The following is a 23,164-nucleotide window of genomic DNA, read 5'->3' as shown; positions in this document are numbered from 1 at the left end:
TTAGGGCTGATAGCCCATCCGCCAACTCACGGCCCGGGTCGCCGCCAGCAAACGCTGCGCCGCCGGGCCATCTTCATCGGCGTGGAACAGTGAAGTAGGGCCGACCACGGTCATCACCGCCGCCACCTGGCCGACCGCATTGAACACCGGGGCCGACAATGCATCGACGCCGGGCATCAGCAAACCATGCACAAAGTGCAGGCCGCGGCTGCGGATCTGTTCGCATGTGCTGGCGTAGGCCTGATTGTCGGCCAAGGCGTGGGCGAGACCGGCTTGGATCTCACGCTCACGCAACTCCACGGTTTCCCGCGACGGCAGGTAAGCGCTGAACACCAGCCCGGTGGAGGAACTGAGCAGTGGCAGCACTGAACCCAACTGCGTCACTACCGTGATCGCGCGCACCGCCGGCTCGATGTGCACCACCGTCGCGCCCTGGTTGCCCCACACCGCTAAAAAGCAGGTTTCATTCAATTCATCGCGCAGCTCCGCCAGGGGCAGGGCGCCGACTTTCAGCACATCCATGCTGCCCAGCGCCGCTAAACCCACCCGCAACGCTTCGCGGCCCAGGCCGTAATGGTTGGTGACGGTGTTCTGTTCGGCAAAGCCTGAGGCAATCAGCGCCTGCAAATAGCGGTGGACCTTGCTCGCCGGCATCTGCACATGCTCGGCCAGGCGCGACAGCGAAGTGGCCGGTGACAGTTCGGCGAGGGCCTTGAGGATATCGGTGCCCACTTCGGCCGAGCGGACTTTCTGTTTACCGGTGTCGCGGGGCTTTTCCATGGAGGGACGAGAATCCGAGAGATGAATGGGCGTCTTTATAGCTTGACGGTCGACAGTGATCAAATTACGTTATGCGTAACTGGATTACGATAAAAATAACTTCCGTACAGAGGATGATTCATGAACCTCGAATACCAATCGGGCTTTGGCAATGAATTCGCCAGCGAAGCCCTGCCCGGCGCGCTGCCCGTCGGCCAGAATTCCCCGCAAAAAGCGCCCTATGGCCTTTACACCGAACTATTCTCCGGCACGGCCTTCACCGTGCTGCGCAGCGAAGCCCGCCGCACGTGGCTTTACCGCATTCAGCCATCAGCCAATCACCCGGCCTTTGTGAAGCTTGAACGGCAACTGGCCGGTGGGCCATTGGGTGCGGTGACGCCGAATCGGCTGCGCTGGAACCCGTTGGATATTCCCAGCGAGCCGACGGACTTCATCGACGGGCTGGTCGGCATGGTCGCCAACTCGGGCGCGGAAAAACCCTCCGGCATCAGCATCTACAACTACCGCGCCAACCGTTCGATGGAGCGCGTGTTCTTCAACGCTGATGGCGAACTGTTGATCGTGCCCGAGCAGGGCCGCCTGCGTATCGTCACCGAACTCGGCGTGCTGGACGTCGAGCCGCTGGAAATCGTGGTGTTGCCGCGAGGCCTGAAATTCCGTGTCGAACTGCTCGACGCACAAGCGCGTGGCTACGTCGCAGAGAACCACGGCGCGCCGCTGCGCCTCCCGGACCTGGGCCCGATCGGCAGCAATGGCCTGGCCAACCCGCGTGATTTCCTTACCCCCGTAGCCCACTACGAACACCACCAGAAACCGACAACGCTGGTACAGAAGTTCCTCGGCGAGTTGTGGGCCTGTGAGCTGGACCATTCCCCGCTGAATGTGGTCGCCTGGCACGGCAACAACGTGCCGTACAAATATGACCTGCGCCGCTTCAATACCATTGGCACCGTCAGTTTCGATCACCCGGACCCGTCGATCTTTACCGTATTGACCTCGCCCACCAGCGTGCACGGCTTGGCCAACCTCGACTTTGTGATCTTCCCGCCGCGCTGGATGGTGGCCGAGAACACCTTCCGTCCGCCATGGTTCCACCGCAACCTGATGAACGAATACATGGGCCTGATCCAGGGCGCCTATGACGCCAAGGCCGAAGGCTTCCTGCCCGGTGGAGCGTCGCTGCACAGCTGCATGAGCGCCCACGGCCCGGATGGCGAGACCTGCACCAACGCCATCAACGTGGAACTGGCGCCGCACAAGATTGATAACACCATGGCCTTTATGTTCGAGACCAGCCAAGTGCTGCGTCCCACACAGTTCGCCCTGGAATGCCCGCAACTGCAACCCTCTTACGACGCGTGCTGGGCCTCGCTGCCTGCCACCTTCAACCCGAACCGGAGATAACCGATGACTCAGCCAACCTTTACCCGCAGCTGGGTAGCCTCCGCCAACGGCCACCGTGATTTCCCTTTGCAGAACCTGCCGCTGGGCGTGTTCAGCATCAATGGCTCGGCCCCGCGCAGTGGCGTGGCGATTGGCGATTCGATTCTCGACCTGCACGCTGCGCTGGATGAGTTCGAAGGGGAAGCACGGCGTGCCGTTGAAGCCACTGCCGGTGGCCAACTGAACGCGTTTTTTGAACTCGGCCGTGGCCCGCGCGTAGCCTTGCGCGAGCGCCTGCTGGCACTGCTCGCCGAAGGCAGCAAGTTGCACACCCGTGAGGCGCAGGTGTTGCACCGTGCGGCTGATTGCCAGATGCACTTGCCGGCAAAAATCAGCGACTACACCGACTTCTACGTAGGCATTGAACACGCGCAGAACGTCGGCAAACTGTTCCGCCCTGACAACCCGCTGCTGCCGAACTATAAGTACGTGCCAATCGGCTATCACGGCCGCGCCTCGACCATTCGCCCATCGGGCACCGAGGTGCGCCGTCCTAAAGGCCAGACCCTGCCAGCCGGCCAGTCCGAGCCGACTTTTGGCCCCTGCGCGCGCTTGGATTACGAATTGGAGCTGGGCATCTGGATCGGCCAGGGCAATGCCATGGGCGACTCGATTGCGATTGGCGACGCCGCCGAACACATCGCCGGTTTTTGCCTGCTCAATGACTGGTCCGCACGGGATATCCAGGCTTGGGAATACCAGCCGCTGGGCCCGTTCCTGTCGAAAAGCTTTATCACCAGCATCTCGCCGTGGGTCGTGACGGCCGAAGCGTTGGCGCCGTTCCGCAAAGCCCAACCGGCGCGCCCAGAAGGTGACCCGCAGCCGCTGCCGTACCTGCTGGACACGCGTGATCAGGCGGCGGGTGGGTTTGATATCGAGTTGGAAGTGCTGCTGACCACCGCCGCGATGCGCGAACAAAACCTGGCGGCCCATCGCCTGACCTTGAGCAACACTCAACACATGTACTGGACCGTGGCGCAAATGGTTGCACACCACAGCGTCAACGGTTGCCAGTTGCAGGCCGGTGACCTGTTTGGTTCAGGCACCTTGTCCGGGCCGCAGCCGGGACAGTTCGGTAGCCTGCTGGAAATCACCGAAGGCGGCAAAAAGCCGATTGAACTGGCCTCCGGCGAAGTGCGCAAGTTCCTCGAGGACGGCGACGAAATCATCCTGCGCGCACGGTGCAGCCGCGAAGGGTTTGCCTCCATCGGCTTCGGCGAATGCCGTGGCACCGTGGTCGCGGCGCGCTAAGAGGGCAGGGCGATGGAACTCTACACTTACTACCGCTCCACTTCGTCATACCGGGTACGTATCGCGCTGGCGCTCAAGGGGTTGGACTTCACTGCCGTGCCGGTCAACCTGCTGGTGCCGCCGGGCGGCGCTAATCGCCAGCCTGAATACCTGGCGATTAACCCACAGGGCCGTGTGCCGGCGTTGCGTACCGATGACGGCGAGCTGTTGATTCAGTCGCCAGCGATCATCGAGTACCTGGACGAACGTTACCCACAGGTGCCGCTGCTTTCCAACGACCTGGCGACCCGTGCCCATGAGCGTGCGGTGGCCTCGATCATCGGCTGCGATATTCACCCGCTGCACAATTCCAGCACTCAGAACTTGCTGCGCAAGTGGGGGCATGATGAGGCGCAATTGCTCGAGTGGATCGGGCATTGGATCAGCCAGGGCTTGGCCGCAGTGGAGCAGTTGATTGGCGATACAGGCTTTTGCTTTGGCCAACAACCGGGGCTGGCGGATGCGTTTCTGATTCCGCAGCTGTACGCGGCGGAGCGTTTCAACGTGCCGCTGGCGGCGTACCCGCGTATTGGCCGCGTGGCGGCCCTGGCGGCGCAGCATCCGGCGTTTGTGCAGGCGCATCCGGCTAACCAACCGGATACACCAGACACACCCTAAATCAATGTGAGAGGCGCTTGCTCCCGATTGCGTGGGTCAGCCGACACAATCATCGCTGACAAACTGCTATCGGGAGCAAGCCCCCTCACAGATTGGATTTGCGTCACCCCATAAAAATAAAACAGGTACCTTGCGATGCACAATCAGATTGCCAGCTTTCGCGCGGCACTCGACGCCCGCCCGGTGTCGCGCTATCAGTGGTTGATCCTCCTGTTGTTGGCGCTGCTGCTGGTGACCGACGGCTACGATGCCCAGGTGCTGGGGTATGTGGTGCCGGCGTTGGCCAAGGATTGGGGCCTGGAAAAAGCCGCGTTTGGCCCCGTGTTCAGTGCCAACCTGCTCGGCCTGACGCTGGGCTCATTGCTGGTGACGCCGCTGGCGGATCGCTTTGGCGTGCGCCGCATCCTGCTGGCCTGCGTGCTGATCTACGCCAGCCTTACGGTGTTGATGGTATTCGCCAATTCCCTGACCACGCTGATGGCCGCGCGGTTTATCTGCGGCATCGGCATGGGCGGCGCCATGCCCAGTGCGATGGCATTGATGTCGGAGTATTCGCCGCCACGCATGCGTACCTTGATGGTGACGTTGGCAGCCTGCGGTTTCTCGTTCGGTGGTGCGGCGGGCGGATTTGTGGCGGCGGGATTTATCGAAGGCTACGGCTGGCAGGCGGTGTTCCTGGCAGGCGGTGTGACGCCGTTGCTGTTGTTTCCTTTCCTGGTCTGGCTGCTGCCTGAATCCCTGCCGCGTTTGCTGCGCGATGCATCGCCGTATGCGCGGTTGCAAAAGGTTACGGCGCGCATGCTGCCCGACTGGCAGCCGCCGCTGGCCAGTGAGGCTGAAAGCCGCCAGGAACAAGGCAGCAAACTCACGGTGGTGGAGCTGTTTCGTAACGGTTACGCGCGCCCGACCATGCTGATCTGGGCGACCTTTTTTGTCAGCCTGATCCTGCTGTATTTCATGATCAGTTGGTTGCCGTCGTTGCTGCTGGAAAGTGGCCTGCAATTGAAGCAAGCCAACCTGGTGACGTCGATGTTCCTGTTTGCTGGCACCTTGGGCGCCATCGGCATGGCGTGGTTCGCCGACCGCCTGAAAAGCAAAGTGCGGCTATTGTCCGGTGTGTTGGCGGCGGCTGCGGTGTGCACCGTTCTGCTCGGCTTGAACCACGATAATCCGCGCTATCTGGTGGCGTGTGTGTTCGCCGCCGGGTTCTGCATCATCGGCGGCCAACTGACCCTCAATGCGTTCGCCAGTAATTTCTACCCGGCGCACGTACGTGCCACTGGCACTGGCTGGGCGCTCGGAGTGGGGCGATTCGGTTCAATTTTGGGGCCGTTGTTTGGCAGCATGCTGCTGGCGATGCATATTCCGGTGCAGCAGATTTTCTTCTTCTGCGCGATTCCGGCTGTGATTGCCGCGTTGTTGATCATTCAAGTGCGTTCGCCTGGATCCACTGCGCCGAAGGAGCCGTTGCACAGCGATATTCTCAAAGCGCCGGCCAATCACTGACTCAACGCGAATCAAATGTGGGAACTGGCTTGCCTGCGATAGCCATTGTATGGCTGACTCACCGCCATCGCAGGCAAGCCAGCTCCCACCCCATTAATGCACCACTGAGTTGGGCGGCAGGTGCCCCAGCCGCTCGGTCAGGCGCAGGCGCTGGATCGGGTCTTCGCTGAGTAACAAGGCGTGCTCCAGGTCATAGCGCTCGGCGCTGGGGCAATCCAGGCGTTGATACAAACTGGCCCGTGCCAGGTAGTCGGCCGCGCTGGCATTGCCCAGCTCCAGTACGCGTTCGGCGTCGATCAGCGCGGCCAACGGGTTATCGTTGGAGAGATGTAACTGGCGCAGGTTGCGTGACAGCCGTTGCAGGATCGAGCGCGGTTCGGCGGTGACCAAGTGGTCGGCCTGTAACTTGAGATTTGGCCCGTACTGACGATGCAGCAACTCGCGGCAATCATTGGGGTACAGACGCCGCCCGCCGCACGGGTCCAGCAGGTGATCGGCGCCGGGCACGCGTAGCAGAAAATGGCCCGGAAAGTTCACGCCGACCATGGGGATATTCAGGCGTCGCGCCAGCTCCAGCGCGATCAGCCCCATCGCCAGCGGCTGCCCGCGTTTGCGCTGCAGCACCTTGTCGAGCAGGGCGGCGGCAGGGCGCAGGGGGGTGAAGTCGTCCTGGGCGAACCCCAGGTCATTCATACGCCGCAACAGCGGCTGGCCGAGTTCATCCGCCGGCAACAGGGGCATACCTACGCTGATCTGTTGTTGCAGTAACGCAAGATCTTGCAGGATCACCTGCGGCTGCACGGCCGGGTCGTGCTCGGCCGCCATCCACAGCGCGGCTTCAAACAGCGCAGCGGGTGAACGGTCCAGGCAGGCGAAAAATGCTTTGCGGGGATTCATTGCGTTCTCCGGCGGATGCCCCCGTTTTAGCCTTGCTGTGAATTTTCGTCCAGTGACTTAAGAAATATCCTGTTTGCTTATGTCGTACGGCCTACGAAATCGCTCGGCTTATTCCAGCGTATTTCGGCAGATTTCAACCATGAGCCTATACTTGGGCCTCTACCAGAAGTGATTCGGGAGCTTGACGATGTTTGCGCTCATGCACAGCACCCGCCTTGAATCGCTGCACCTGAGCGTCGACCCGGTGACCGGGCTGAAGGCGATCATCGCCATCCATAACAGCCGCTTGGGCCCCGCTTTAGGCGGCTGTCGTTACCTCTCTTACCCCGACGATTTAAGTGCCGTGGCCGATGCTGCGCGCCTGGCCCAAGGCATGAGCTACAAAGCCGCCCTGGCCGGTTTGCCGGTGGGTGGCGGCACTGCCGTGATCATCCGGCCCGTGCACGTGGAAAGCCGCGCAGCGCTGTTCGAAGCCTTCGGGCGCTGCATTGAAAAACTCGACGGGCGCTTCATTACCTCGATCGACAGCGGCACGTCGGTGGCCGACATGGACTGCATCGCCCAGTACACCCGCTTCGTTACCAGCACCACCGCCGCCGGCGACCCCGCGCCGCATGCCGCCATGGGCGTGTTCACCGGCATCCGCGCCGCCGCCATGGCCCGTCTGGGCAGCGACAACCTCGAGGGCTTGCGCGTAGCCGTCCAGGGCCTGGGCAATGTGGGTTACGCCCTGGCCGAACAACTGCACGCCGCGGGCGCCGAACTGCTGGTCAGCGACATCGACCACGGCAAGGTACAACTGGCCATGGAACAACTCGGCGCGCACCCCATCGCCAACGACGCCTTGCTCAGCACGCCCTGTGACATCCTCGCGCCTTGCGGCGTCGGCGCCGTGTTCAATCGACTCAGCGTCGGCCAACTGCGCTGCGCCGCCGTGGCCGGTGCCGCCAGCGCGCAACTGACCAACCTGGACATCGCCGACCAATTGGAAGGGCGCGGCATCCTCTACGCGCCGGACTATGTGATCAACTCCGGCGGCCTGATCTACGTCGCCCTCAAGCACAGCGGCACCGAGCTGCCAGGCATCACCGCGCACCTGTCGAACATCGGCACGCGGCTGACGGAAATTTTCGCCCACGCTCAAGCCGAAAAACGCTCGCCCGCACGGGTGGCGGATGAGCTGGCTGAACGCCTGCTCTACCCGTAGCGCAGGCATTAAAAAGGCCCTGAATCAATGATTCAGGGCCTGTTCAATTCGGGCTTTACTCGGCCGTTGGGTTCAGCAACTCGGACAGCGCGTCCGGCTGGCTCTTGAACGCCTTGGCAAATACATCGCGGTTCTTCGCCATGTAGATCCCGGCTTCCTCCACCTGCTGTTCGCTCAGGGACGGCACGGCTTTTTGCAACACTTCTGCCAGCAACTCAGCGAGTTCAAGCATCTTGTCATGACGGTCAGCTTCGGCTTTATCCATGAACAAACGCTCCAGATCTCGGCTGCTGCGGTATACCACTTCGACGGCCATTCACCACCTCACATGCCTTCACGATAGTTGTCTTTTGCGAATACTGTATTTATATACAGCTAAAATAGTAAGCCAAACCATGGGGTTTGGGTAGCAGTTTTTTAATGTAGCTGGGAAATAGGGGTTTGCTAGAACGGAAATTTCTGACAACACGCTGAGGTTGCCGAGTAATCCTACCCTGGCTTACCTTCTCCGGGCCTGCATCGCGGGGCCGAGCTTGGCGGCTCGAACATGAAGAAGGAGAGCTTTCTTGATTAATACCGGAGCCGCACTATGCCAAACAATACTCACCGTACCGCCGATGCCTTGAATTCCGAGCCGCCCGTCACGCTATTCAGCGTCACACCTACAGTGGACACAGAAACCCTTCTGGCAAACGCCAGCGAAACCCTAAGCAGCGCCCGTGAAATGGCCAATATGCTGGCATTCGACCTTGAAGGCCCGCAGCGAAGCCTGGTCTTGGCGATTCACCAACTGGTAGAAATGGGCGGCTTATTAGTCGACCGAGCGCTGGAGCAAGTCGCACCCGCCTGAGGCAAAGCGCGTAACTGTGGCGAGCGAGCTTGCTCGCGTTGGGCTGCGAAGCAGCCCCAATTCAGGCGAACGTATTCTTCCAGTTAAAACCCATTTGCAGGTTTTAGGGGCGCTACGCGCTGGAGCGTCAGCCCGGCCCAACGGGAGCAAGTTGTGTTGTCACCCTGTGCCTCACGTCACGTCGCCATCATCTTATACCGGCCTCTGGCCTTTTTTCTGCATGCAGAACAACCGTCACGTCCAACCCGCATTATCCGGTCGAGCCGACCTAAGGAAGCATCATCGTGAAAATCAACTGGGCCGAAAAGCTGCGCCAGCAAGTCCATGGGCTGGCCGAGTCGCTGGGCAATTTGTTTGTCGAGACGTTCCATTACCTGGCGCTGTTCGCCATTGGTGCGGTGACCGCCTGGGCAGCGGTGATGGAGTTTCTGGGGATGCTGGAGACCGGGCACATCAAGATTGATGACATCTTGCTGCTGTTCATCTACCTGGAACTGGGCGCGATGGTCGGGATTTACTTCAAGACCAACCACATGCCGGTGCGCTTCCTGATCTATGTGGCAATCACTGCGCTGACGCGCCTGCTGATTTCCAACGTATCGCACCACAACCCGCCTGACATCGGCATCATCTACCTGTGCGGCGGCATTCTGCTGTTGGCGTTCTCGATTCTGGTGGTGCGCTACGCCTCGTCGGCGTTTCCGTCGGTGAAGGTTGAAGGCCCGCGTCGCAAAGGCGAGGTGAGCCTGGAAACCGAGAAGGGCGAGCTTTAAAGCCCGACGCTGAAGGGCAGGGTGTTGGCGGGCGGTCGCTGCAGAAGTTTATGGTCGCCGTCCGTCATCATCGTCAGGATCTCCATGGCGCTATGGCCCTGCTCGATGGCGATGCCAAATTGAATGCTTTGCACCAGCCGTTTGAGCCGTTGCGGGTCGTTGCGCTGTTCTGCGCTGATCATGCGTTTGGCGACCACGCCCTCCTCATTGGAGAGGGTGAGCATGATGCTGCCATCCAGCCGCTGGATGCTCAGGTTGACGCGGTATTGTGGGGTGAAGGTGTCGGTGATGATCTGAAAAGGATTGTCCATGGTGCGTTACCGCCTGATAAGAACATGCAGTCATTGACGACCGGTGTCGGGTTTAGTTCGCGTTACCTGACCACCGGCCACTCCGTCGCTGAGGGTTCACAAAGTCCGTTTGCCTCGTAGGCTGTACAGCAAAGGGCGTGCCGTATGGCGACCTATCTGACTGTTTCTAACCCCTGTGGGAGCAGGCTTGCCCGCGATTGCGGTGGATCAGCTTAATAATTTCTGGCTGACAGACCACTGGCGCGGGCAAGTCCGCTCCCACATTGGATTTGTGCTGTGGGCTATTTCAGGGCAACACAGAGAAAACGATCGCAGACAGCGCAATCAGCCCGATCACCACCACAAATATATTCGACACCTGCCCCGAATACTGACGCAAAGAGGGCACGCGGCGAATCGCATACATGGGCATCAGGAACAGCAGGCACGCAATGATCGGCCCGCCTAGGGTTTCGATCATGCCCAGGATGCTTGGGTTGAAGGTGGCCACTGCCCAGCAGGTCAGCACCATTAACAACGCGGTGCAGCGTTCCAGCCCTTTGGACGACATTGAGCGGTTACGCCCACGCAGGGATTTTACGATCAACCCCTGAAAACCTTCGCTGGCACCGATGTAGTGGCCGAGGAAGGATTTGGTAATTGCCACCAGCGCGATCAACGGAGCGGCGTAGGCGATCACCGGGGTCTGGAAGTGGTTAGCCAGGTACGACAGGATCGAAATGTTCTGCGCCTTGGCAGCCGCCAGATCAGCTGGCGACAGCGCCAGCACGCAGCTGAAGCAGAAAAACATGACGGTCAGCACCATCATGCCGTGGGCAGTGGCGAGGATGCCGCTGCTTTTGCGTTCTGCCTGTGTGCCATACACACGCTTCTGGTCGACGGCGAACGCGGAGATGATCGGCGAGTGGTTGAACGAAAACACCATCACCGGGATAGCTAGCCACAAGGTCTTGAAGAAAGCCGGCAGCGGCATGCCTTCGCTGGCGGAGGCGAAGAAGGCGCCGTTCCAGTTGGGGATCAGGCTGACGGCCAGCAATAGCAGGGCGGCGACGAACGGGTACACCAACACGCTCATGGCCTTGACGATCACGCCCTGGCCGCAGCGCACAATGGCCATCAGGCCGAGGATCAGCACCAGCGACAGGATCGCCCTGGGCGGCGGGGCCATGTGCAGTTGGTGCTCTATGAAGCTGCTCAGGGTGTTGGTCAGTGCCACGCTGTACACCAGCAGAATCGGGAAGATGGCGAAGAAATACAGCAGGGTGATCAGTTTGCCGGCACCGACGCCGAAGTGTTCTTCGACCACGTCAGTGATATCGCCGGATTTGCCTGACAACACAAAGCGCGTCAGCCCACGGTGCGCGAAGAAGGTCATCGGGAAGGCCAGCAACGCCAGCACAATCAGTGGCCAGAAGCCGCCGACGCCGGCATTGATTGGCAGGAACAAGGTGCCTGCGCCGATGGCGGTGCCGTAGAGGCCCAGCATCCAGGTGGTGTCGTGTTTGGTCCAGCCATTTGTAACGGAGGTCTCTGAAGCAGGATTTTCGGCAGCAGGTGTACGTACATCGGTCATCGGTATTGCCTCGTTATTATTTTTGCGCGGGCTCACGTATGGGGCGGGTAAAAGTGCTCCGATCAGCACTCCACCCAGCTGACCGCCAGGCCGCCCCGTGAAGTTTCTTTGTATTTGTCATGCATATCGGCGCCGGTATCGCGCATGGTGCGGATCACCCGGTCGAGGGAAATGAAGTGTTTGCCGTCACCGCGCAGGGCCATTTGTGTGGCGTTGATGGCTTTGACGGCGGCGATGGCGTTGCGCTCGATGCACGGCACTTGCACCAGGCCACCGACCGGGTCGCAGGTCAGGCCGAGGTTGTGTTCCAGGCCGATTTCGGCGGCATTTTCCAGTTGTTCCGGGGTGGCGCCGAGGATGTCAGCCAGGCCGGCGGCGGCCATGGCGCAGGCGGAACCCACTTCGCCCTGGCAGCCAACTTCGGCGCCGGAGATCGAGGCGTTTTTCTTGCAGAGGATGCCGACAGCGGCAGCGGCGAGGAAGAAATTGACCACGTCGTCGTCAGACGCGTCCGGGTTGAACTTCATGTAGTAATGCAGCACCGCCGGGATGATGCCTGCCGCACCATTGGTGGGTGCGGTTACCATGCGCCCACCGGCGGCGTTTTCCTCGTTGACGGCGAGGGCGAACAGGTTGACCCATTCCATCGCCGACAAGGTCGAGGTGATCACGTTGGGTTTGCCGATTTCCAGTAGGCTGCGGTGCAGTTTCGCTGCACGGCGTGGCACATCCAGGCCTCCTGGCAGAATGCCTTCATCACGCAAGCCTTGCTCCACGCATTCGCGCATCACCGACCAGATGTGCAGCAGCCCGCTACGGATGTCTTCGTCGCTACGCCACGCGCGTTCGTTGGCCATCATCAGCTCGGAAACCCGCAAGCCGTGCTTGTTGCACAAGGCCAGTAGTTCGACGGCGCTGGAAAATTCGTAGGGCAATTCAACATCGCTGGTAGGTGCGATACCGGAAGCAGCTTCGGCCGACTCGATGATGAAACCGCCGCCTACCGAGTAATAGGTTTGTTCGCTCAGCAACCCATTGTCGCCATAGGCGTGCAGGGACATGGCGTTGGGGTGGTAGGGCAGGCTTTCGTCCAGCAGCAGGAGGTCTTTGTGCCAGTTGAAGGCAATTTCCTGTGTACCTGCGAGTAACAATTGGCCGGTTTCGCGCAGTTGCTGGATACGTGCATTGATCGAGGTGGGGTCGACCTTGTCCGGCCATTCCCCCATCAAGCCCATCACGCAGGCGCGGTCGGTGGCATGGCCGACGCCGGTGGCAGACAGCGAGCCGTACAGGCGCACCTCGACACGGCGCGTATGACGCAGTAAATCTTGGTCGGCGAGTACTTGGGCAAAGGTCGCTGCCGCCCGCATTGGGCCGACGGTATGGGAGCTGGAAGGGCCGATGCCCACTTTGAATAGGTCGAAAACACTGATAGCCATGCTAAAGCCTTACAAGCAATGGAGTAGAAATCGCTGCCATGTTTTGTAGAGCAGGCGGAATTGGCGCGATACTGAGCCTCTAGATCGGCACTGACCAACGAATTATCCTAAGACACCCTTTAGCAGGACTAAACGCTATGACCCGGCCCCTTCATGGCCAGACCTACGTCTGGCTGCACGTTTTTTCCTGCGCTGCGCGGCATTTATCGTTCACCCGCTGCGCCGAAGAACTGCACATCACGCCGGGGGCGGTGAGCCAGCAAATCCGCCAGTTGGAGGAACGTTTGGGGTTTCGGCTGTTCCATCGGCGCGCGCGCGGTGTGGAGCTGAGTGCCGAGGGGCAACGGCTGGCGGCGACGGTGGGGGAGGCTTACGGCAGCATCGATGCGGAGTTGCAGCGGCTGGACGCGGGGATGATCAGTGGCACGTTGCGCCTACGCTCAATCCCGTCGTTTCTCGGTAAATGGCTGACCCCGCGTTTGCCGCGGTTGCAGCAACGCTTTCCGGATATCCAACTGCGCATGGTCGCCGAAGACAGCAGCATCGCGCTGCACGAAGGTGACTTCGACTTGGCTATCGACCTCAATGACGGCAGCTACCCCGGCCTGTTATCCACCGCCCTGCTCGATGAGCAGATTTTTCCGGTGTGTGCCCCCAGCCTATTGCGCGGTCGCCCGCCGCTGCATGGCCCGGCCGACCTGGCGCATTTTCCGCTGCTGCACGACATCACTGCCTGGCGTGGGAGTTATGAATACGCCGAGTGGGAGTTTTATCTGAACGCCATCGGCTATCACCACGCCGACGTACGGCGCGGCCACACCTTTAACCGCAACCACCTGACGATCGAAGCCGCCATCGCCGGCATGGGCGTGGCCATCGCCCGGCGCACGTTGCTCAACGATGAGTTGGAGCGCGGTACCTTGATCGTGCCGTTCGGCCTGGGCGTGCCGAACCATAAACGCTATGTGTTGCTGTATGCGCCGGGCGCGCTGAATCATCCGGGCGTACGCGCGGTGCATGACTGGCTGGTAGAGGAAGCGGGGATTTTTCGCGGATTGCACCCGTTGGGAGAGGGGCAATTATGAGGTTCGCTGGGCGTAAGAAGATGTAACTAACTCCCCACCCTAACAGTGATCTTGCTCGTCGTCAGGCTTAATTTGTAAAGTGGGATTTATCTTTGCAAAGGGCTTGAAATGTTCTTCTGACTGCTCAATTGTGTAAACAAGAGGTCATGGTTTCACCACCCCGGTGTTGCAGTTTGTGACCTCCCGCGAGCTAGCTGAAATAAGGGAAGAACTATGCAAATCCAAGTCAATAGCGATAACCATATTGAAAGCAGCATCCGACTGGAGGAGTGGGTACGTACTACCATTGAGAGCACGCTCGAACGTTACGAAGAAGACCTGACCCGCGTCGAGGTCTACCTGAAGGATGAGAATGGCGATAAGCCCGGTCCCCACGATTTAAGTTGCCGCCTGGAAGCGCGGCCAAAAGGCCATCAACCGCTGTCGGTACTGCATAAGGCCGACACCTTGGAACAGGCGATTGATGGCGCTGCCACGAAGCTTGAGCATGCGCTGGAGCATCTGTACGGTAAGTTACGCGGCAAACCACGCGCCGCCGGGCAAGCACTGCCTGATACCAAGGCCGACGAGGCCGAACTCGAAGAGGAATTTCTGGAAAACGAACAGGCTGCGCTTAACGGCTGATAGCTGACTGTTTTTTCAACCCTAACAAAACGGGCCTGCATCTGCAGGCCCGTTTTCGATTACCTGCCACGTCGGAAGAAATACCCGCTCAGCATCGCCAACCCGCCGGCACCGAAGCCCGCAAAGAGCATCGTCCAACCGGCGCCGTGGCGCAGGGCCGCCTGGGCATCTGCGCGGGCCAAGCCTAGTGTGTCCAGCTTGCCGGTCGCAATGTTTTGGCTGATGGCGGGCCAATCCAGTGCCGAGCTGGCGGGCAGTACACCGCAGAGGTGATGGCTGATCCCCAGCAACAGCACCAGGCCCATCAGCGCGATGTTGAGCGCCAGGGTGATCAGCCTGGCGCTGAGGTCTATGCCCGAGGCCATGCCCGCGCGGTCGGCTGAAACTGAGGCGGTGGTGGTGTTGGTGGTGGGCGAATTAGTCAGCGCCAACCCCACGCCGGTCATCACGCAACTGCCCAGCACCAGCACAATACTCGGGTGCTCGGCGGCATTGGCCGCGGCCATGGCGATAAACCCCGCGCCCGTCATGCACAGCCCCAAAGGAATGATGCGCTCGGCGCCGTAGCGCAGGGCCAGACGTTCGGCCAGCGGCGGCACCAATAAGGTCGGCAAGGTGTAGGCGAGCAGGGCGCCGCCGGTGGTCAGCGTGTCGTAGCCCAGGCCCGCTTGGAAGTACAGCGGCAGGTAAATCATGAACGGCCAGAAGCTGAAGTTCATGCCGATCGAGCCCATCAGCGCACCGTTGAAGCGCTGGATGCGGAACACTGAGACATCGAACATCGGGTGCGCGCTGCGTCGCTCGACAGTGATGAATAACAGCAGCCCGGCCAGCGACAAGCCTGCCCAGCCAAGCATGGCCGGCGTGCCAAAGCCGTTCTCGCTGCCCTGGGTGATGAAGTAAACAGAAGCGAACACCGACAGCGTCAGCGTCAGCATGCCAGCGATGTCGAGGCGATGACCGGCCGGGTCACGGGACTCCTGCACGCTGATGCGCAGCAGCACCAGTGTCAGCAAGGTCAGCGGCACATGCACCAGGAACACCCAGCGCCAGTCCGCGACTGCCAAAATCAGCGCGCCTACCATCGGCCCGAAGCCCAGGCCCACGCCAGCGATCACGCCCCATATCGCGAAGGCACGCGCTCGCGCCGCCGGCTCGCGGAACTGATGCGAAAGAATCGCGAACTGGCAAATCATCATTGCCCCGGCGCCCACGCCCTGGATAAACCGCGCGGCGATCAGCGTGGAGGCGTCGTTCGCCAGCCCGCAGGCCAGCGAGGCCAAGCCAAACAGCCACAAGCACAGTACCAGCATGCGTCGCCGCCCAAAGCGATCGGCCAGCGTGCCGGCCGCCATCAACACGCTGGTGCAGGCCAAGGTGTAAGCATTCATAATCCATTGCGCATCCTGGAAACCCGTGCCCAGCTGTTGTTCCAGGGTTGGCAGGATCACCGGCACGCTGGAGATTTCCAGGCCGAACATCAGGGCTACGAGGCAGACGGCGGTGAGCGCAAGGCCATCTCTGGCGGTGCGCGGTGCGCTGATGGCCGATACGGCGGCAGGCAACATGGGGGATTCCTTACGGTCAGGTGAGGGCACTATTCTCGCGAGAACAGGATTCCTGATTCGTGATAAGTTTTCCGTTAATAAGGGAATCAAGGGCGACAATAGAATCATGGCCACCCCGCGTTTTGATGGCGTTGAGCTCTTTCTGCAAATCGTCGAGAGCGGCAACCTGACCGAGGCCGCCGAGCGGCTGAACCTCACGCGTTCTGCCGTAGGCAAAGGCTTGGCGCGGCTAGAAGCACGCTTGGGCACCTGCCTGTTGCAGCGCTCTACCCGCCGCCAGCATCTGACCGAGGATGGGCAGGCGTATTACGAGCACTGCCTGCGTGCGCTGGCAGAGTTGGAGGCCGCCGAATCGGTACTGGAAAGTGGTCGACAACAGCCGCGCGGGCGGCTAAGAGCGAGCCTGCCGCTGGCGTTCGGTCACCACTATGCGGCGCCTGCTTTGTGGGGCTTGATGGACCGTTACCCGCAATTGGAAATCGAGATTTCGTTCTCTGACCGGCTGATAGACTTGGCGCAGGAAGGCTTCGACGTTGCCGTGCGCATCGGCCCGCTGCCGGATACCGACCGCTTGAGCGCACGCCGCTTGGGCGAACAGTCCGTGGGCCTGGCTGCGTCACCGGCGTACTTGCAACGCGTGGGGCGGATTGAGTGTATCGATGACCTCGCGGGTCACCGAGGCATTGCCTACCGGCGCAATACCTCACAGCATTCGGGTGTGCCATCGCCTTTGGTGCTGGATGACCTTCAGGCCGTGGCCGATGCCGCTATTGCGGGCGTGGGCTTGGCCTGGTTGCCGAGCTGGTTGATTGCGCACTATGTGCTGCGCGGCCAATTGGAAGCGCTGCTGCCGAGTTACCGCGACCAGCCGGCGCCGATCCATGTGATTTGGCCCACGGCCGCGCATATGCCGGCCAAGACGCGCTGTGCCATCGATGCTCTAGTCGCGGCAACGCCCAGTTGCCTGGCAGGCAGTTAGAACGCGATGGACGTTTGCACGTACACCGTGCGCGGTTCACCCACATATTTGCCCTTGTTGTTATCGTCGAACGAGCGCGTGTAGTACTGCTTGTTGAGGATGTTTTTTACACCGACCGCCACGTTCAAATCCGACAGTTGTGGGCCGAAGTCATACGCTGCGCGGCTGCTGAACAGCATGTAGCCGGGGATGCGTCCATTGGCACCGTCGGCCGTTTCCGCCTGGGTGTTGGCGTTGTCGGCGAACTGGCTGCTCTGGTAGCTGCTGTCCAGGTTGAGCTTCCAGCGGCCTTCGGTGTAACCGACGCCCAGGGTGCCTTTGTGCTTGGACGAGAAGGGCACGCGATTGCCTTTGTTCGAGCCGTCTTCGCGGATGGTTGCGTCGACGTAGGCGTAGGTGGCGTACACATCAAACCCGGCCAGCTCCGGGCTCAAGCCGTCGAGGGCGTAGTTGATGCTCGACTCGATACCCTGGTGGCGAGTCTCGCCACGGGCAATCACCGAATCGTTGGTCTGGTTGCTGTCGTACTGGTTGTCGAAGTTGATCAGGAACGCGCCGATTTCCGCACGCAGGGTGCCGTTGTCGTAGCGCGTGCCGAGTTCCCAGGTGCGGGCTTTCTCCGGCTTCACTTCGCCGCTGCTAACGCGGTTCGGCATCTGACTGTACTGCACGCTGCCGAACGAGCCTTCGGTGTTGGCGTAGAGGTTCCAGTCTTCGGTGAGGTGGTAAAGCACGTTCAACGCCGGCAGCGCGGTGTTGTAGTCGCCCTTGTACTTCACGTTGGTCAGGTTGTTGGTTTGTTGGGACTCGATCATCTCGTAGCGAATGCCTGGGGTGATGGTCCACTTGCCGATATCGATGCGGTCATCGACGAAAAACGCATTGGCTTCAGTGGCGCCACGCGTATCGCGGTCGTTGCGGCTGTTGGTGTCGGGCAGTTGCTGGTTGGCGCTGATCGGCGTGCGGTAGCGCAACTCGTGGCCGGCTTCGTTGATATAGCGGTAGCCGACGCCGACCTCGTGGCTGGTCGGGCCGAGGTCGAAGCCCTGAGCGAAGCGAGTTTCCAGGCCGCGTACCCAGTACTCGCGCGGCGACAGCGAAAGGAAGCTGCCCTGGTCCAGGTAGCCATTACGCAACGTGGTGGTGAAGAAGGTGTTGGCGGTGAATTCGCGGCGGTCTTCCTGGTAGCGGTAACCGGCGTTGAACATCGTACGGCGGCCCCAGAATTTGTCGTAGGGGCGCGTGGACTGATACGGGTCGGCCTTGTAGTCCCTCACATTCAAACCACCGGGCATATCGGCCTGGCCTTCGTAGTACTGCGCCATGGCGTTGAAGCTGTTGGCGTCGTCCAGCTGGTATTTGCCTTTGAGGATCAAGTCGTCGATGCGCGCGTTGCTGTTTTCGCGCCAGTCGCCGCCACGGGTGCCGGCGTACAGGATCGCGCCGCCGAGGCCATTGTCGGCCGTGCCGCCTGCCAGCAAATTGCCGGTGGTCTTGAAGCCATCATGGCGGGAGGACGGGCTGGTCTCGGTCTGCAAACCGCCTTTGACCGTCGGTGCATCCGGAATCGCGCGGGTCACGAAGTTGACGATGCCGCCGACGTTTTGCGGGCCGTAACGCACCGCGCCGCCGCCGCGTACCACGTCCACAGCGTCCATGTTGCCCATGCTGATCGGCGCGAACGACAGTTGTGGCTGGCCATAAGGCGCGAAGGGCACCGGGATGCCGTCCATCAGTACGGTGGAGCGCGAAGCCAGGCGGGGGTTGAGCCCGCGAATGCCGAAGTTGAGCGCCATGTCATGGCTGCCGGTGCCGTTGTTTTCCGGGGCGTTGACGCCGGGGATACGGTTGAGCACGTCACGTGCCTGGGTTGCGCCCTGGCGCTCGAACTCTTCGCGGCGGATCACATCACGCGCGCCGGGGTGTTCGAACACGTTGGTTTGCGCGGCATCGCCGAGCCAGTCGCCGACCACGTTTGAGGTTTGCAATTGGAGGGTGGCAGGGGCGCTGGCCTGCTGCAAACTGTAGGCGTTCTCGCCCTCGGCGCGGGCGTGCAGGCCGGTGCCTTCGAGCAGTTTTTGCAGGCCATCGTCGGCGCTATAGCTGCCCGACAAACCACGGCTTTGCATACCCGCTGTAACCTCGGAGCCAAAGGAAATCAGCACGCCGGCTTCGCGGCCAAATTGATTCAATGCCGCTTCCAGCGACGCCGGGGCGATGTGATACGGCTTGGCATCGGCGGCCATGACAGGTGCCAGCGCGGTAAGGCTGAGGCTGGCGCCCAGTAGGAGTTGGCGCAAGGTACGGGCGAGGAGCGTCGGTTGCTGGGGCATGAAGGGCGGTCCTGAGAAGGAAGGATCAAGGTGGCTTTCCTTCTCTGTCACGCGAGGTGTGGAAAACGGCTCATTTGGTTTGAAAATAATTTATGCGCGTGCCTGGACGGTCACCCAGTAGCGGGTAAACCGCCGCACTTTGACCGGCAGGCTGACTTCCAGCAGGTCGAGGATGCGTTCGCTGTCATCCAACGGGTAGCTGCCGGACAGCAGCAGGTTGGCCACTTGCGGGTCGCAATTGATCTGGCCACGGCGATAGCGACCCAACTCGGCAAGGAAGTCTTCAAGGCGCATATGCGCCGCCACCAGCATGCCGTCCGCCCAGGCGCCGCTGTTAGCGTCTGTAGGGCGCGGGGTGTCCCAGCCTTTGCGGGTGAAATTGACTTGGCGCGAGGCCTCGACGGTCAGCGGCAGGCCGCTGTAGGTATTAGGCATCACGTCGACGTGGCCGTCGAACACTGCCAGTTGGGTATGGTCGTTGAACTGGCGCACGTTCAGCTGTGCCGCTTGGCTGCTCAGCAGGCCTTGCCCGGTCAGCACGTGCAGCGGCGTATCGCCTGGGCGGGCGGTCAGCAGGATTTCGCCTTCAAGCAGGCGGATCAGGCGTTGGTGGCCATCAAAATGCACATCCACCGAGCTGCCGGTGTTTAGCTGCAACTGGCTGCCGTCGGCCAACTGCACCGTGCGGCGCTGGCCGACAGGGCTGCGGTAGTCGGCGCTCAGCGGCGGCAAGATAGGTTGTTGGCGCAAACTCCAGACTGCGGCCGAACCGGCGCCGAGTATCAGCAGCAGCTTGAGGGCCTGGCGCCGGCTGCTGGATTTCGGTGCGTTCAAGGCGGCATGGGCCAAGGGAGAGGGCATGCCACGCAGGCGTCGGTTGACGCGCTGGATATGATCCCACGCGCGCTGATGTTCACTGTGCGCTTCCAGCCATTGTTGCCAGGCCGCTTGCTGGCGCGGGTTGAGCGCGCCTTGCTGCATTTCCATTAGCCAGTGCACAGCTTGCTCGGCGACATGCGTGGAGACGTTCACAGGGCGAAGTAGCAGCGCATGGCGGCTTTATTCAGGTGGCGTTTGACCGTGGCGATGGAAATGCCCAGTTCGGCGCCGATTTGTGCGTAGGTCAGGCCGTCGAGCTGAGCCAGCAGGAACGTGCGTTTGACCTGACCGGGCAGGCCGTCGAGCAGTTGGTCCAACTCCATCAACGTTTGCAGGATGATTGCGCGGTCTTCTTCCGACGGCGTCACCTGTTCGGGCATGTGCGCCAGTGCATCGAGGTAGGCGCGCTCCAGCTCCTGGCGGCGGTAGAAGTTGGACAGTACGCGCTTGGCCACAGTGGTGAGGAAGGCGCGGGGTTCGATCAGCGTCGGAGTTTCCCGCGCGGTGAGCACGCGGATAAACGTGTCCTGGGCCAGGTCGGCGGCGTTTTGTGGGCAGCCGAGCTTGCGTCGCAACCAGCCGGTGAGCCAGTGGTGATGGTCGTTGTACAGAACTTCGACGGTGTTGGACGGCTGCAACGCGATCACTCCATAAGCATCGGCATACTTTAGAGAACAAGAATTGTTCGCATTGTAGGTCGCGTGACGAGGTTCGGCAATCCGGCAAGGCCGGTGATTCATCCGTTCTCTTTTGCTTATGAGAATATTTATCATTAATATTGCGCGCTGATGAACCTGGCGTCTCCCGCATGAAAAGCAAAACTTCACTGCCCGTTGCCTACCGCCTTGCCGTCACCTCGCGTGTGCTGGCAGCCGTGGTGGGCGGTTATCTGATGGCGTCTCTGGCAGCGGTCTGCCTGGCGTTGTGGATACCCACGTCCCGCGCCGACGCGGTGATTACCGGGATGATGAGTTCGTTCGTGTTCTACCTGCTGGCGGTGCTCTGGTGTTTTGCCTGCCGCACCGCGTCGCGCGCCTGGGCGGGTGTCATGGTGCCAAGTGCACTGTTTGCCACGCTGGCAGGTGTAGGTTTTTGGATGGCTCGCACATGAAAGAGGGGTTTCGCCAGGCGATGGCCTGGTTGCATACGTGGGCCGGGTTGATTTTTGGCTGGCTGCTGTTTGCGATTTTCCTGACCGGCACCTTGGCGTATTTCAAAGACGAAATTACCCATTGGATGCAGCCCGAAGTGCAGGCTTATCCACTGGACGATGCGCGCAGCCTCGCCGCCGCCCAAACCTATCTGCAGGAACAGGCGCCCAATGCCGCGCGTTGGTTTATCACCCTGCCGGACAGGCGTGACCCCGGCCTGTCGGTGATGTGGCAAGACAAAGTCGACCCCGGCAAGCGCGGCAATTTCACCCAGAAAGTCCTCGATCCGGTCACCAGCCAAGCGGTCGAGGCCCGTGAAAGCATGGGCGGCGAGTTCTTCTACCGCTTCCACTTTCAGCTGCAAATGCCCTACCCGTGGGGCCGTTGGTTGTCGACCATCGCCGCGATGGTGATGTTCGTCGCGCTGATCACCGGCATCATCACCCACAAGAAAATCTTCAAGGACTTCTTCACCTTCCGCCCGCGCAAAGGCCAGCGTTCCTGGCTCGACGGGCATAACGCAGTGGGCGTGCTGGTGCTGCCGTTTCACGTGATGATCACCTACAGCAGCCTGGTGATCTTCATGAACATGGTGATGCCCGCACCTATCGTGGCTTCCTACGGCGACGACAGTCGTGGGTTTTTCAATGAGGTGTTCCCCAATATCAACAATGCGCCGGCGCTCGGCCAGCCGGGTAAATTGCTGCCGTTATTGCCGATGTATGAGCAAGCACGCGCGCAATGGGCCGGTGGGCATGTAGGCCGTTTAGTGGTCAACAACCCAGGGGATGTGAACGCCTCGGTCAATGTGGTGCGCTCAGGTGCCGACCGCGTGGCGCATGATTTCGGCAGCAGCGTGTCGTTCAGCGGCACTACCGGCGAGTTGTTGCGCGTCAGTGGTAAGCAGTCGTTACCCGCTGCAATTGGTGGCAGCTTCTACGGCCTGCACATGGGCCATTTCGCTGGCCCGGTGCTGCGTTGGTTGTACTTTATCTGTGGCCTTGCGGGCACGGCGATGATCGGCACGGGCCTGGTGATCTGGCTCGGCAAGCGCCAACTCAAGCACGCCAAAACCGGCGTGATGCCGTTTGAACTGCGGCTGGTGGAAGTGTTGAACATGGCCAGTATGTCCGGGTTGATGATCGCCATAGCAGGGTTTTTCTGGGCCAACCGTTTGTTGCCGGTGAGCTTTTCCGAGCGCTCCGACTGGGAAGTGCAGGCCTTCTTTATCGCCTGGGCCTTGAGCCTGTTGCACGCCGTGCTGCGTCGAGGTCGTCAGGGCTGGGTTGAGCAATTGAGCTTCGCCGCGTTGCTGTTTGTGACGATTCCACTGCTGAACGCGCTGACCACCTCGCAGCATTTGGGTGTGTCACTGGCCCGTGGTGACTGGGCCATGGCCGGTTTCGATCTGACGTGCCTTGCCAGCGGCCTGTTCCTGACCTGGGCGGCCTGGAAGATGCAGCACCGCACGGCGCCGCAGTCCAAGGCCCAAGGCACACGGGCGTTGACGCTTAAGCAGGAGGCGAACTGAATGTTGCTCGCGCTGCTGATGTGCTACGCCGGGTTTACCGCATTGTGCCTGTCCACCGACCGCCATCACGGTGAGCTGCTGCACAGCAAGCCCTCATCTGCGCGACGCCTCACATTACGTGCGGTCGCAGGGTTGCTGCTGGCGCTGTCGATTGCGCCTGCGATGGTTGTCTCGGGCCTGGCCCAAGGCCTGGTGGAGTGGTGCGCCGTATTGATGCTCAGCGCATTGCTGCTGGTGTTGCTGTTGCCGTATCGGCCAAGACTGGCCTTGATCCTGGCGGGCGTCGGCCTGCTGGCCAGCCCTGTCGCGGCGTTCGCCTTATTCTGA

At 61.0% G+C, this 23,164-nt stretch carries 23 protein-coding genes; 13 read left to right on the top strand and 10 right to left on the bottom strand.

What is annotated here, in order from left to right; translation table 11 throughout:
* Window positions 1-780 (bottom strand): IclR family transcriptional regulator, encoded by a 780-nt coding sequence (locus FW764_RS14250; RefSeq protein ID WP_446434462.1) that lies wholly within the window; start codon window positions 778-780, stop codon window positions 1-3.
* A 120-nt stretch (window positions 781-900) separates the two neighbouring features.
* Between FW764_RS14250 and hmgA the strand changes: the two genes are divergently transcribed.
* The 4 genes from hmgA to FW764_RS14230 all read left to right on the top strand — a co-directional run bounded on the left by hmgA (window position 901) and on the right by FW764_RS14230 (window position 5,637).
* Entirely contained in the window at window positions 901-2,184 is a 1,284-nt protein-coding gene (gene hmgA, locus FW764_RS14245) for a homogentisate 1,2-dioxygenase (protein ID WP_446434461.1), read from the top strand.
* Between the two features lie 3 nt (window positions 2,185-2,187).
* Window positions 2,188-3,474 (top strand): fumarylacetoacetase, encoded by a 1,287-nt coding sequence (gene fahA, locus FW764_RS14240; RefSeq protein WP_446434460.1) that lies wholly within the window; start codon window positions 2,188-2,190, stop codon window positions 3,472-3,474.
* 12 nt (window positions 3,475-3,486) lie between these two features.
* Window positions 3,487-4,131, top strand: coding sequence for a maleylacetoacetate isomerase (maiA, locus tag FW764_RS14235; protein ID WP_446434459.1), 645 nt, complete (start codon window positions 3,487-3,489; stop codon window positions 4,129-4,131).
* Window positions 4,132-4,266: 135 nt separating this feature from the next.
* Window positions 4,267-5,637 (top strand): MFS transporter, encoded by a 1,371-nt coding sequence (locus FW764_RS14230; RefSeq protein WP_446434458.1) that lies wholly within the window; start codon window positions 4,267-4,269, stop codon window positions 5,635-5,637.
* Between the two features lie 93 nt (window positions 5,638-5,730).
* On the opposite strand, the gene FW764_RS14225 is transcribed toward FW764_RS14230, so the two are convergent.
* Window positions 5,731-6,534: a SirB1 family protein gene (locus tag FW764_RS14225; protein WP_446434457.1), complete on the bottom strand. Its 804-nt coding sequence runs from the start codon at window positions 6,532-6,534 to the stop codon at window positions 5,731-5,733.
* A gap of 187 nt (window positions 6,535-6,721) precedes the next feature.
* Here FW764_RS14225 and FW764_RS14220 point away from each other — a divergent pair, with 187 nt between their 5' ends.
* Entirely contained in the window at window positions 6,722-7,741 is a 1,020-nt protein-coding gene (locus tag FW764_RS14220; protein ID WP_446434456.1) for a Glu/Leu/Phe/Val dehydrogenase dimerization domain-containing protein, read from the top strand.
* A gap of 55 nt (window positions 7,742-7,796) precedes the next feature.
* Here FW764_RS14220 and FW764_RS14215 read toward each other — a convergent pair whose 3' ends face one another.
* Window positions 7,797-8,057 carry a YebG family protein gene (locus tag FW764_RS14215; protein ID WP_016974596.1) on the bottom strand — a complete coding sequence of 87 codons (261 nt, stop codon included), beginning with the start codon at window positions 8,055-8,057 and terminating at the stop codon, window positions 7,797-7,799.
* 273 nt (window positions 8,058-8,330) lie between these two features.
* Between FW764_RS14215 and FW764_RS14210 the strand changes: the two genes are divergently transcribed.
* Entirely contained in the window at window positions 8,331-8,591 is a 261-nt protein-coding gene (locus FW764_RS14210) for a DUF6124 family protein (protein ID WP_446434455.1), read from the top strand.
* A gap of 284 nt (window positions 8,592-8,875) precedes the next feature.
* Window positions 8,876-9,364 (top strand): phosphate-starvation-inducible protein PsiE, encoded by a 489-nt coding sequence (locus tag FW764_RS14205; RefSeq protein WP_446434454.1) that lies wholly within the window; start codon window positions 8,876-8,878, stop codon window positions 9,362-9,364.
* On the opposite strand, the gene FW764_RS14200 is transcribed toward FW764_RS14205, so the two are convergent.
* The 3 genes from FW764_RS14200 to FW764_RS14190 all read right to left on the bottom strand — a co-directional run bounded on the left by FW764_RS14200 (window position 9,361) and on the right by FW764_RS14190 (window position 12,687).
* Window positions 9,361-9,675 (bottom strand): DUF3509 domain-containing protein, encoded by a 315-nt coding sequence (locus FW764_RS14200; protein ID WP_446434453.1) that lies wholly within the window; start codon window positions 9,673-9,675, stop codon window positions 9,361-9,363. The genes FW764_RS14205 and FW764_RS14200 overlap by 4 nt on opposite strands.
* 286 nt (window positions 9,676-9,961) lie before the next feature.
* Window positions 9,962-11,248 carry a serine/threonine transporter gene (locus FW764_RS14195; RefSeq protein ID WP_446434452.1) on the bottom strand — a complete coding sequence of 429 codons (1,287 nt, stop codon included), beginning with the start codon at window positions 11,246-11,248 and terminating at the stop codon, window positions 9,962-9,964.
* Window positions 11,249-11,310: 62 nt separating this feature from the next.
* Window positions 11,311-12,687: an L-serine ammonia-lyase gene (locus tag FW764_RS14190; protein ID WP_446434451.1), complete on the bottom strand. Its 1,377-nt coding sequence runs from the start codon at window positions 12,685-12,687 to the stop codon at window positions 11,311-11,313.
* Window positions 12,688-12,824: 137 nt separating this feature from the next.
* Here FW764_RS14190 and FW764_RS14185 point away from each other — a divergent pair, with 137 nt between their 5' ends.
* Together FW764_RS14185 and FW764_RS14180 are read left to right on the top strand one after the other, a co-directional pair.
* The gene (locus FW764_RS14185) at window positions 12,825-13,772 is read left to right on the top strand and encodes a LysR substrate-binding domain-containing protein (RefSeq protein ID WP_446434450.1); all 948 of its coding nucleotides are present in this window, start codon (window positions 12,825-12,827) and stop codon (window positions 13,770-13,772) included.
* Between the two features lie 213 nt (window positions 13,773-13,985).
* Window positions 13,986-14,396: an HPF/RaiA family ribosome-associated protein gene (locus FW764_RS14180; protein ID WP_106579487.1), complete on the top strand. Its 411-nt coding sequence runs from the start codon at window positions 13,986-13,988 to the stop codon at window positions 14,394-14,396.
* Between the two features lie 59 nt (window positions 14,397-14,455).
* Here FW764_RS14180 and FW764_RS14175 read toward each other — a convergent pair whose 3' ends face one another.
* A complete protein-coding gene (locus FW764_RS14175; RefSeq protein ID WP_446434449.1) occupies window positions 14,456-15,964 on the bottom strand; it encodes an MFS transporter in 1,509 nt (502 codons plus the stop codon).
* A gap of 106 nt (window positions 15,965-16,070) precedes the next feature.
* On the opposite strand from FW764_RS14175, the gene FW764_RS14170 reads away from it, so the two are divergent.
* Window positions 16,071-16,943, top strand: coding sequence for a LysR family transcriptional regulator (locus FW764_RS14170; RefSeq protein ID WP_446434448.1), 873 nt, complete (start codon window positions 16,071-16,073; stop codon window positions 16,941-16,943).
* On the opposite strand, the gene fecA is transcribed toward FW764_RS14170, so the two are convergent.
* The 3 genes from fecA to FW764_RS14155 form a co-directional block, all read right to left on the bottom strand.
* Window positions 16,940-19,276 (bottom strand): TonB-dependent Fe(3+) dicitrate receptor FecA, encoded by a 2,337-nt coding sequence (fecA, locus tag FW764_RS14165; RefSeq protein WP_446434447.1) that lies wholly within the window; start codon window positions 19,274-19,276, stop codon window positions 16,940-16,942. The two genes, FW764_RS14170 and fecA, sit on opposite strands and share 4 nt — an antisense overlap.
* Window positions 19,277-19,366: 90 nt before the next feature.
* Window positions 19,367-20,308, bottom strand: a complete 942-nt coding sequence (locus tag FW764_RS14160) for a FecR domain-containing protein (RefSeq protein ID WP_446434446.1) — start codon at window positions 20,306-20,308, stop codon at window positions 19,367-19,369.
* On the bottom strand, window positions 20,305-20,793 hold the full coding sequence (locus FW764_RS14155) for a sigma-70 family RNA polymerase sigma factor (RefSeq protein ID WP_446434445.1): 489 nt from the start codon (window positions 20,791-20,793) through the stop codon (window positions 20,305-20,307). Before FW764_RS14155 ends, FW764_RS14160 begins: the two co-directional genes overlap by 4 nt.
* 170 nt (window positions 20,794-20,963) lie before the next feature.
* Between FW764_RS14155 and FW764_RS14150 the strand changes: the two genes are divergently transcribed.
* From FW764_RS14150 to FW764_RS14140, 3 genes are read left to right on the top strand one after another with little or no spacing between them, the layout of a single operon-like run.
* Window positions 20,964-21,266: a DUF3649 domain-containing protein gene (locus FW764_RS14150; RefSeq protein WP_446434444.1), complete on the top strand. Its 303-nt coding sequence runs from the start codon at window positions 20,964-20,966 to the stop codon at window positions 21,264-21,266.
* Window positions 21,263-22,837 carry a PepSY-associated TM helix domain-containing protein gene (locus FW764_RS14145; RefSeq protein ID WP_446434443.1) on the top strand — a complete coding sequence of 525 codons (1,575 nt, stop codon included), beginning with the start codon at window positions 21,263-21,265 and terminating at the stop codon, window positions 22,835-22,837. The genes FW764_RS14150 and FW764_RS14145 overlap by 4 nt, the downstream gene beginning before the upstream one ends.
* Window positions 22,838-23,164: a DUF3325 domain-containing protein gene (locus FW764_RS14140; RefSeq protein WP_446434442.1), complete on the top strand. Its 327-nt coding sequence runs from the start codon at window positions 22,838-22,840 to the stop codon at window positions 23,162-23,164. It begins immediately after the preceding gene.

This window comes from Pseudomonas sp. 1152_12, assembly GCF_052850675.1.
The sequence above is the reverse complement of the archived record's forward strand: the minus strand, read 5'-3'. Positions and strand labels throughout refer to the sequence as shown.

Coding starts and splice junctions, on each gene's coding strand:
- FW764_RS14175 (WP_446434449.1), bottom strand. CDS start 15,964: ATGTTGCCTGCCGCCGTATCGGCCATCAGCGCACCGCGCACCGCCAGA.
- FW764_RS14220 (WP_446434456.1), top strand. CDS start 6,722: ATGTTTGCGCTCATGCACAGCACCCGCCTTGAATCGCTGCACCTGAGC.
- FW764_RS14200 (WP_446434453.1), bottom strand. CDS start 9,675: ATGGACAATCCTTTTCAGATCATCACCGACACCTTCACCCCACAATAC.
- FW764_RS14225 (WP_446434457.1), bottom strand. CDS start 6,534: ATGAATCCCCGCAAAGCATTTTTCGCCTGCCTGGACCGTTCACCCGCT.
- FW764_RS14185 (WP_446434450.1), top strand. CDS start 12,825: ATGACCCGGCCCCTTCATGGCCAGACCTACGTCTGGCTGCACGTTTTT.
- FW764_RS14145 (WP_446434443.1), top strand. CDS start 21,263: ATGAAAGAGGGGTTTCGCCAGGCGATGGCCTGGTTGCATACGTGGGCC.
- FW764_RS14210 (WP_446434455.1), top strand. CDS start 8,331: ATGCCAAACAATACTCACCGTACCGCCGATGCCTTGAATTCCGAGCCG.
- maiA (WP_446434459.1), top strand. CDS start 3,487: ATGGAACTCTACACTTACTACCGCTCCACTTCGTCATACCGGGTACGT.
- FW764_RS14215 (WP_016974596.1), bottom strand. CDS start 8,057: ATGGCCGTCGAAGTGGTATACCGCAGCAGCCGAGATCTGGAGCGTTTG.
- FW764_RS14180 (WP_106579487.1), top strand. CDS start 13,986: ATGCAAATCCAAGTCAATAGCGATAACCATATTGAAAGCAGCATCCGA.
- FW764_RS14190 (WP_446434451.1), bottom strand. CDS start 12,687: ATGGCTATCAGTGTTTTCGACCTATTCAAAGTGGGCATCGGCCCTTCC.
- FW764_RS14195 (WP_446434452.1), bottom strand. CDS start 11,248: ATGACCGATGTACGTACACCTGCTGCCGAAAATCCTGCTTCAGAGACC.
- fecA (WP_446434447.1), bottom strand. CDS start 19,276: ATGCCCCAGCAACCGACGCTCCTCGCCCGTACCTTGCGCCAACTCCTA.
- fahA (WP_446434460.1), top strand. CDS start 2,188: ATGACTCAGCCAACCTTTACCCGCAGCTGGGTAGCCTCCGCCAACGGC.
- FW764_RS14230 (WP_446434458.1), top strand. CDS start 4,267: ATGCACAATCAGATTGCCAGCTTTCGCGCGGCACTCGACGCCCGCCCG.
- hmgA (WP_446434461.1), top strand. CDS start 901: ATGAACCTCGAATACCAATCGGGCTTTGGCAATGAATTCGCCAGCGAA.
- FW764_RS14170 (WP_446434448.1), top strand. CDS start 16,071: ATGGCCACCCCGCGTTTTGATGGCGTTGAGCTCTTTCTGCAAATCGTC.
- FW764_RS14250 (WP_446434462.1), bottom strand. CDS start 780: ATGGAAAAGCCCCGCGACACCGGTAAACAGAAAGTCCGCTCGGCCGAA.
- FW764_RS14140 (WP_446434442.1), top strand. CDS start 22,838: ATGTTGCTCGCGCTGCTGATGTGCTACGCCGGGTTTACCGCATTGTGC.
- FW764_RS14150 (WP_446434444.1), top strand. CDS start 20,964: ATGAAAAGCAAAACTTCACTGCCCGTTGCCTACCGCCTTGCCGTCACC.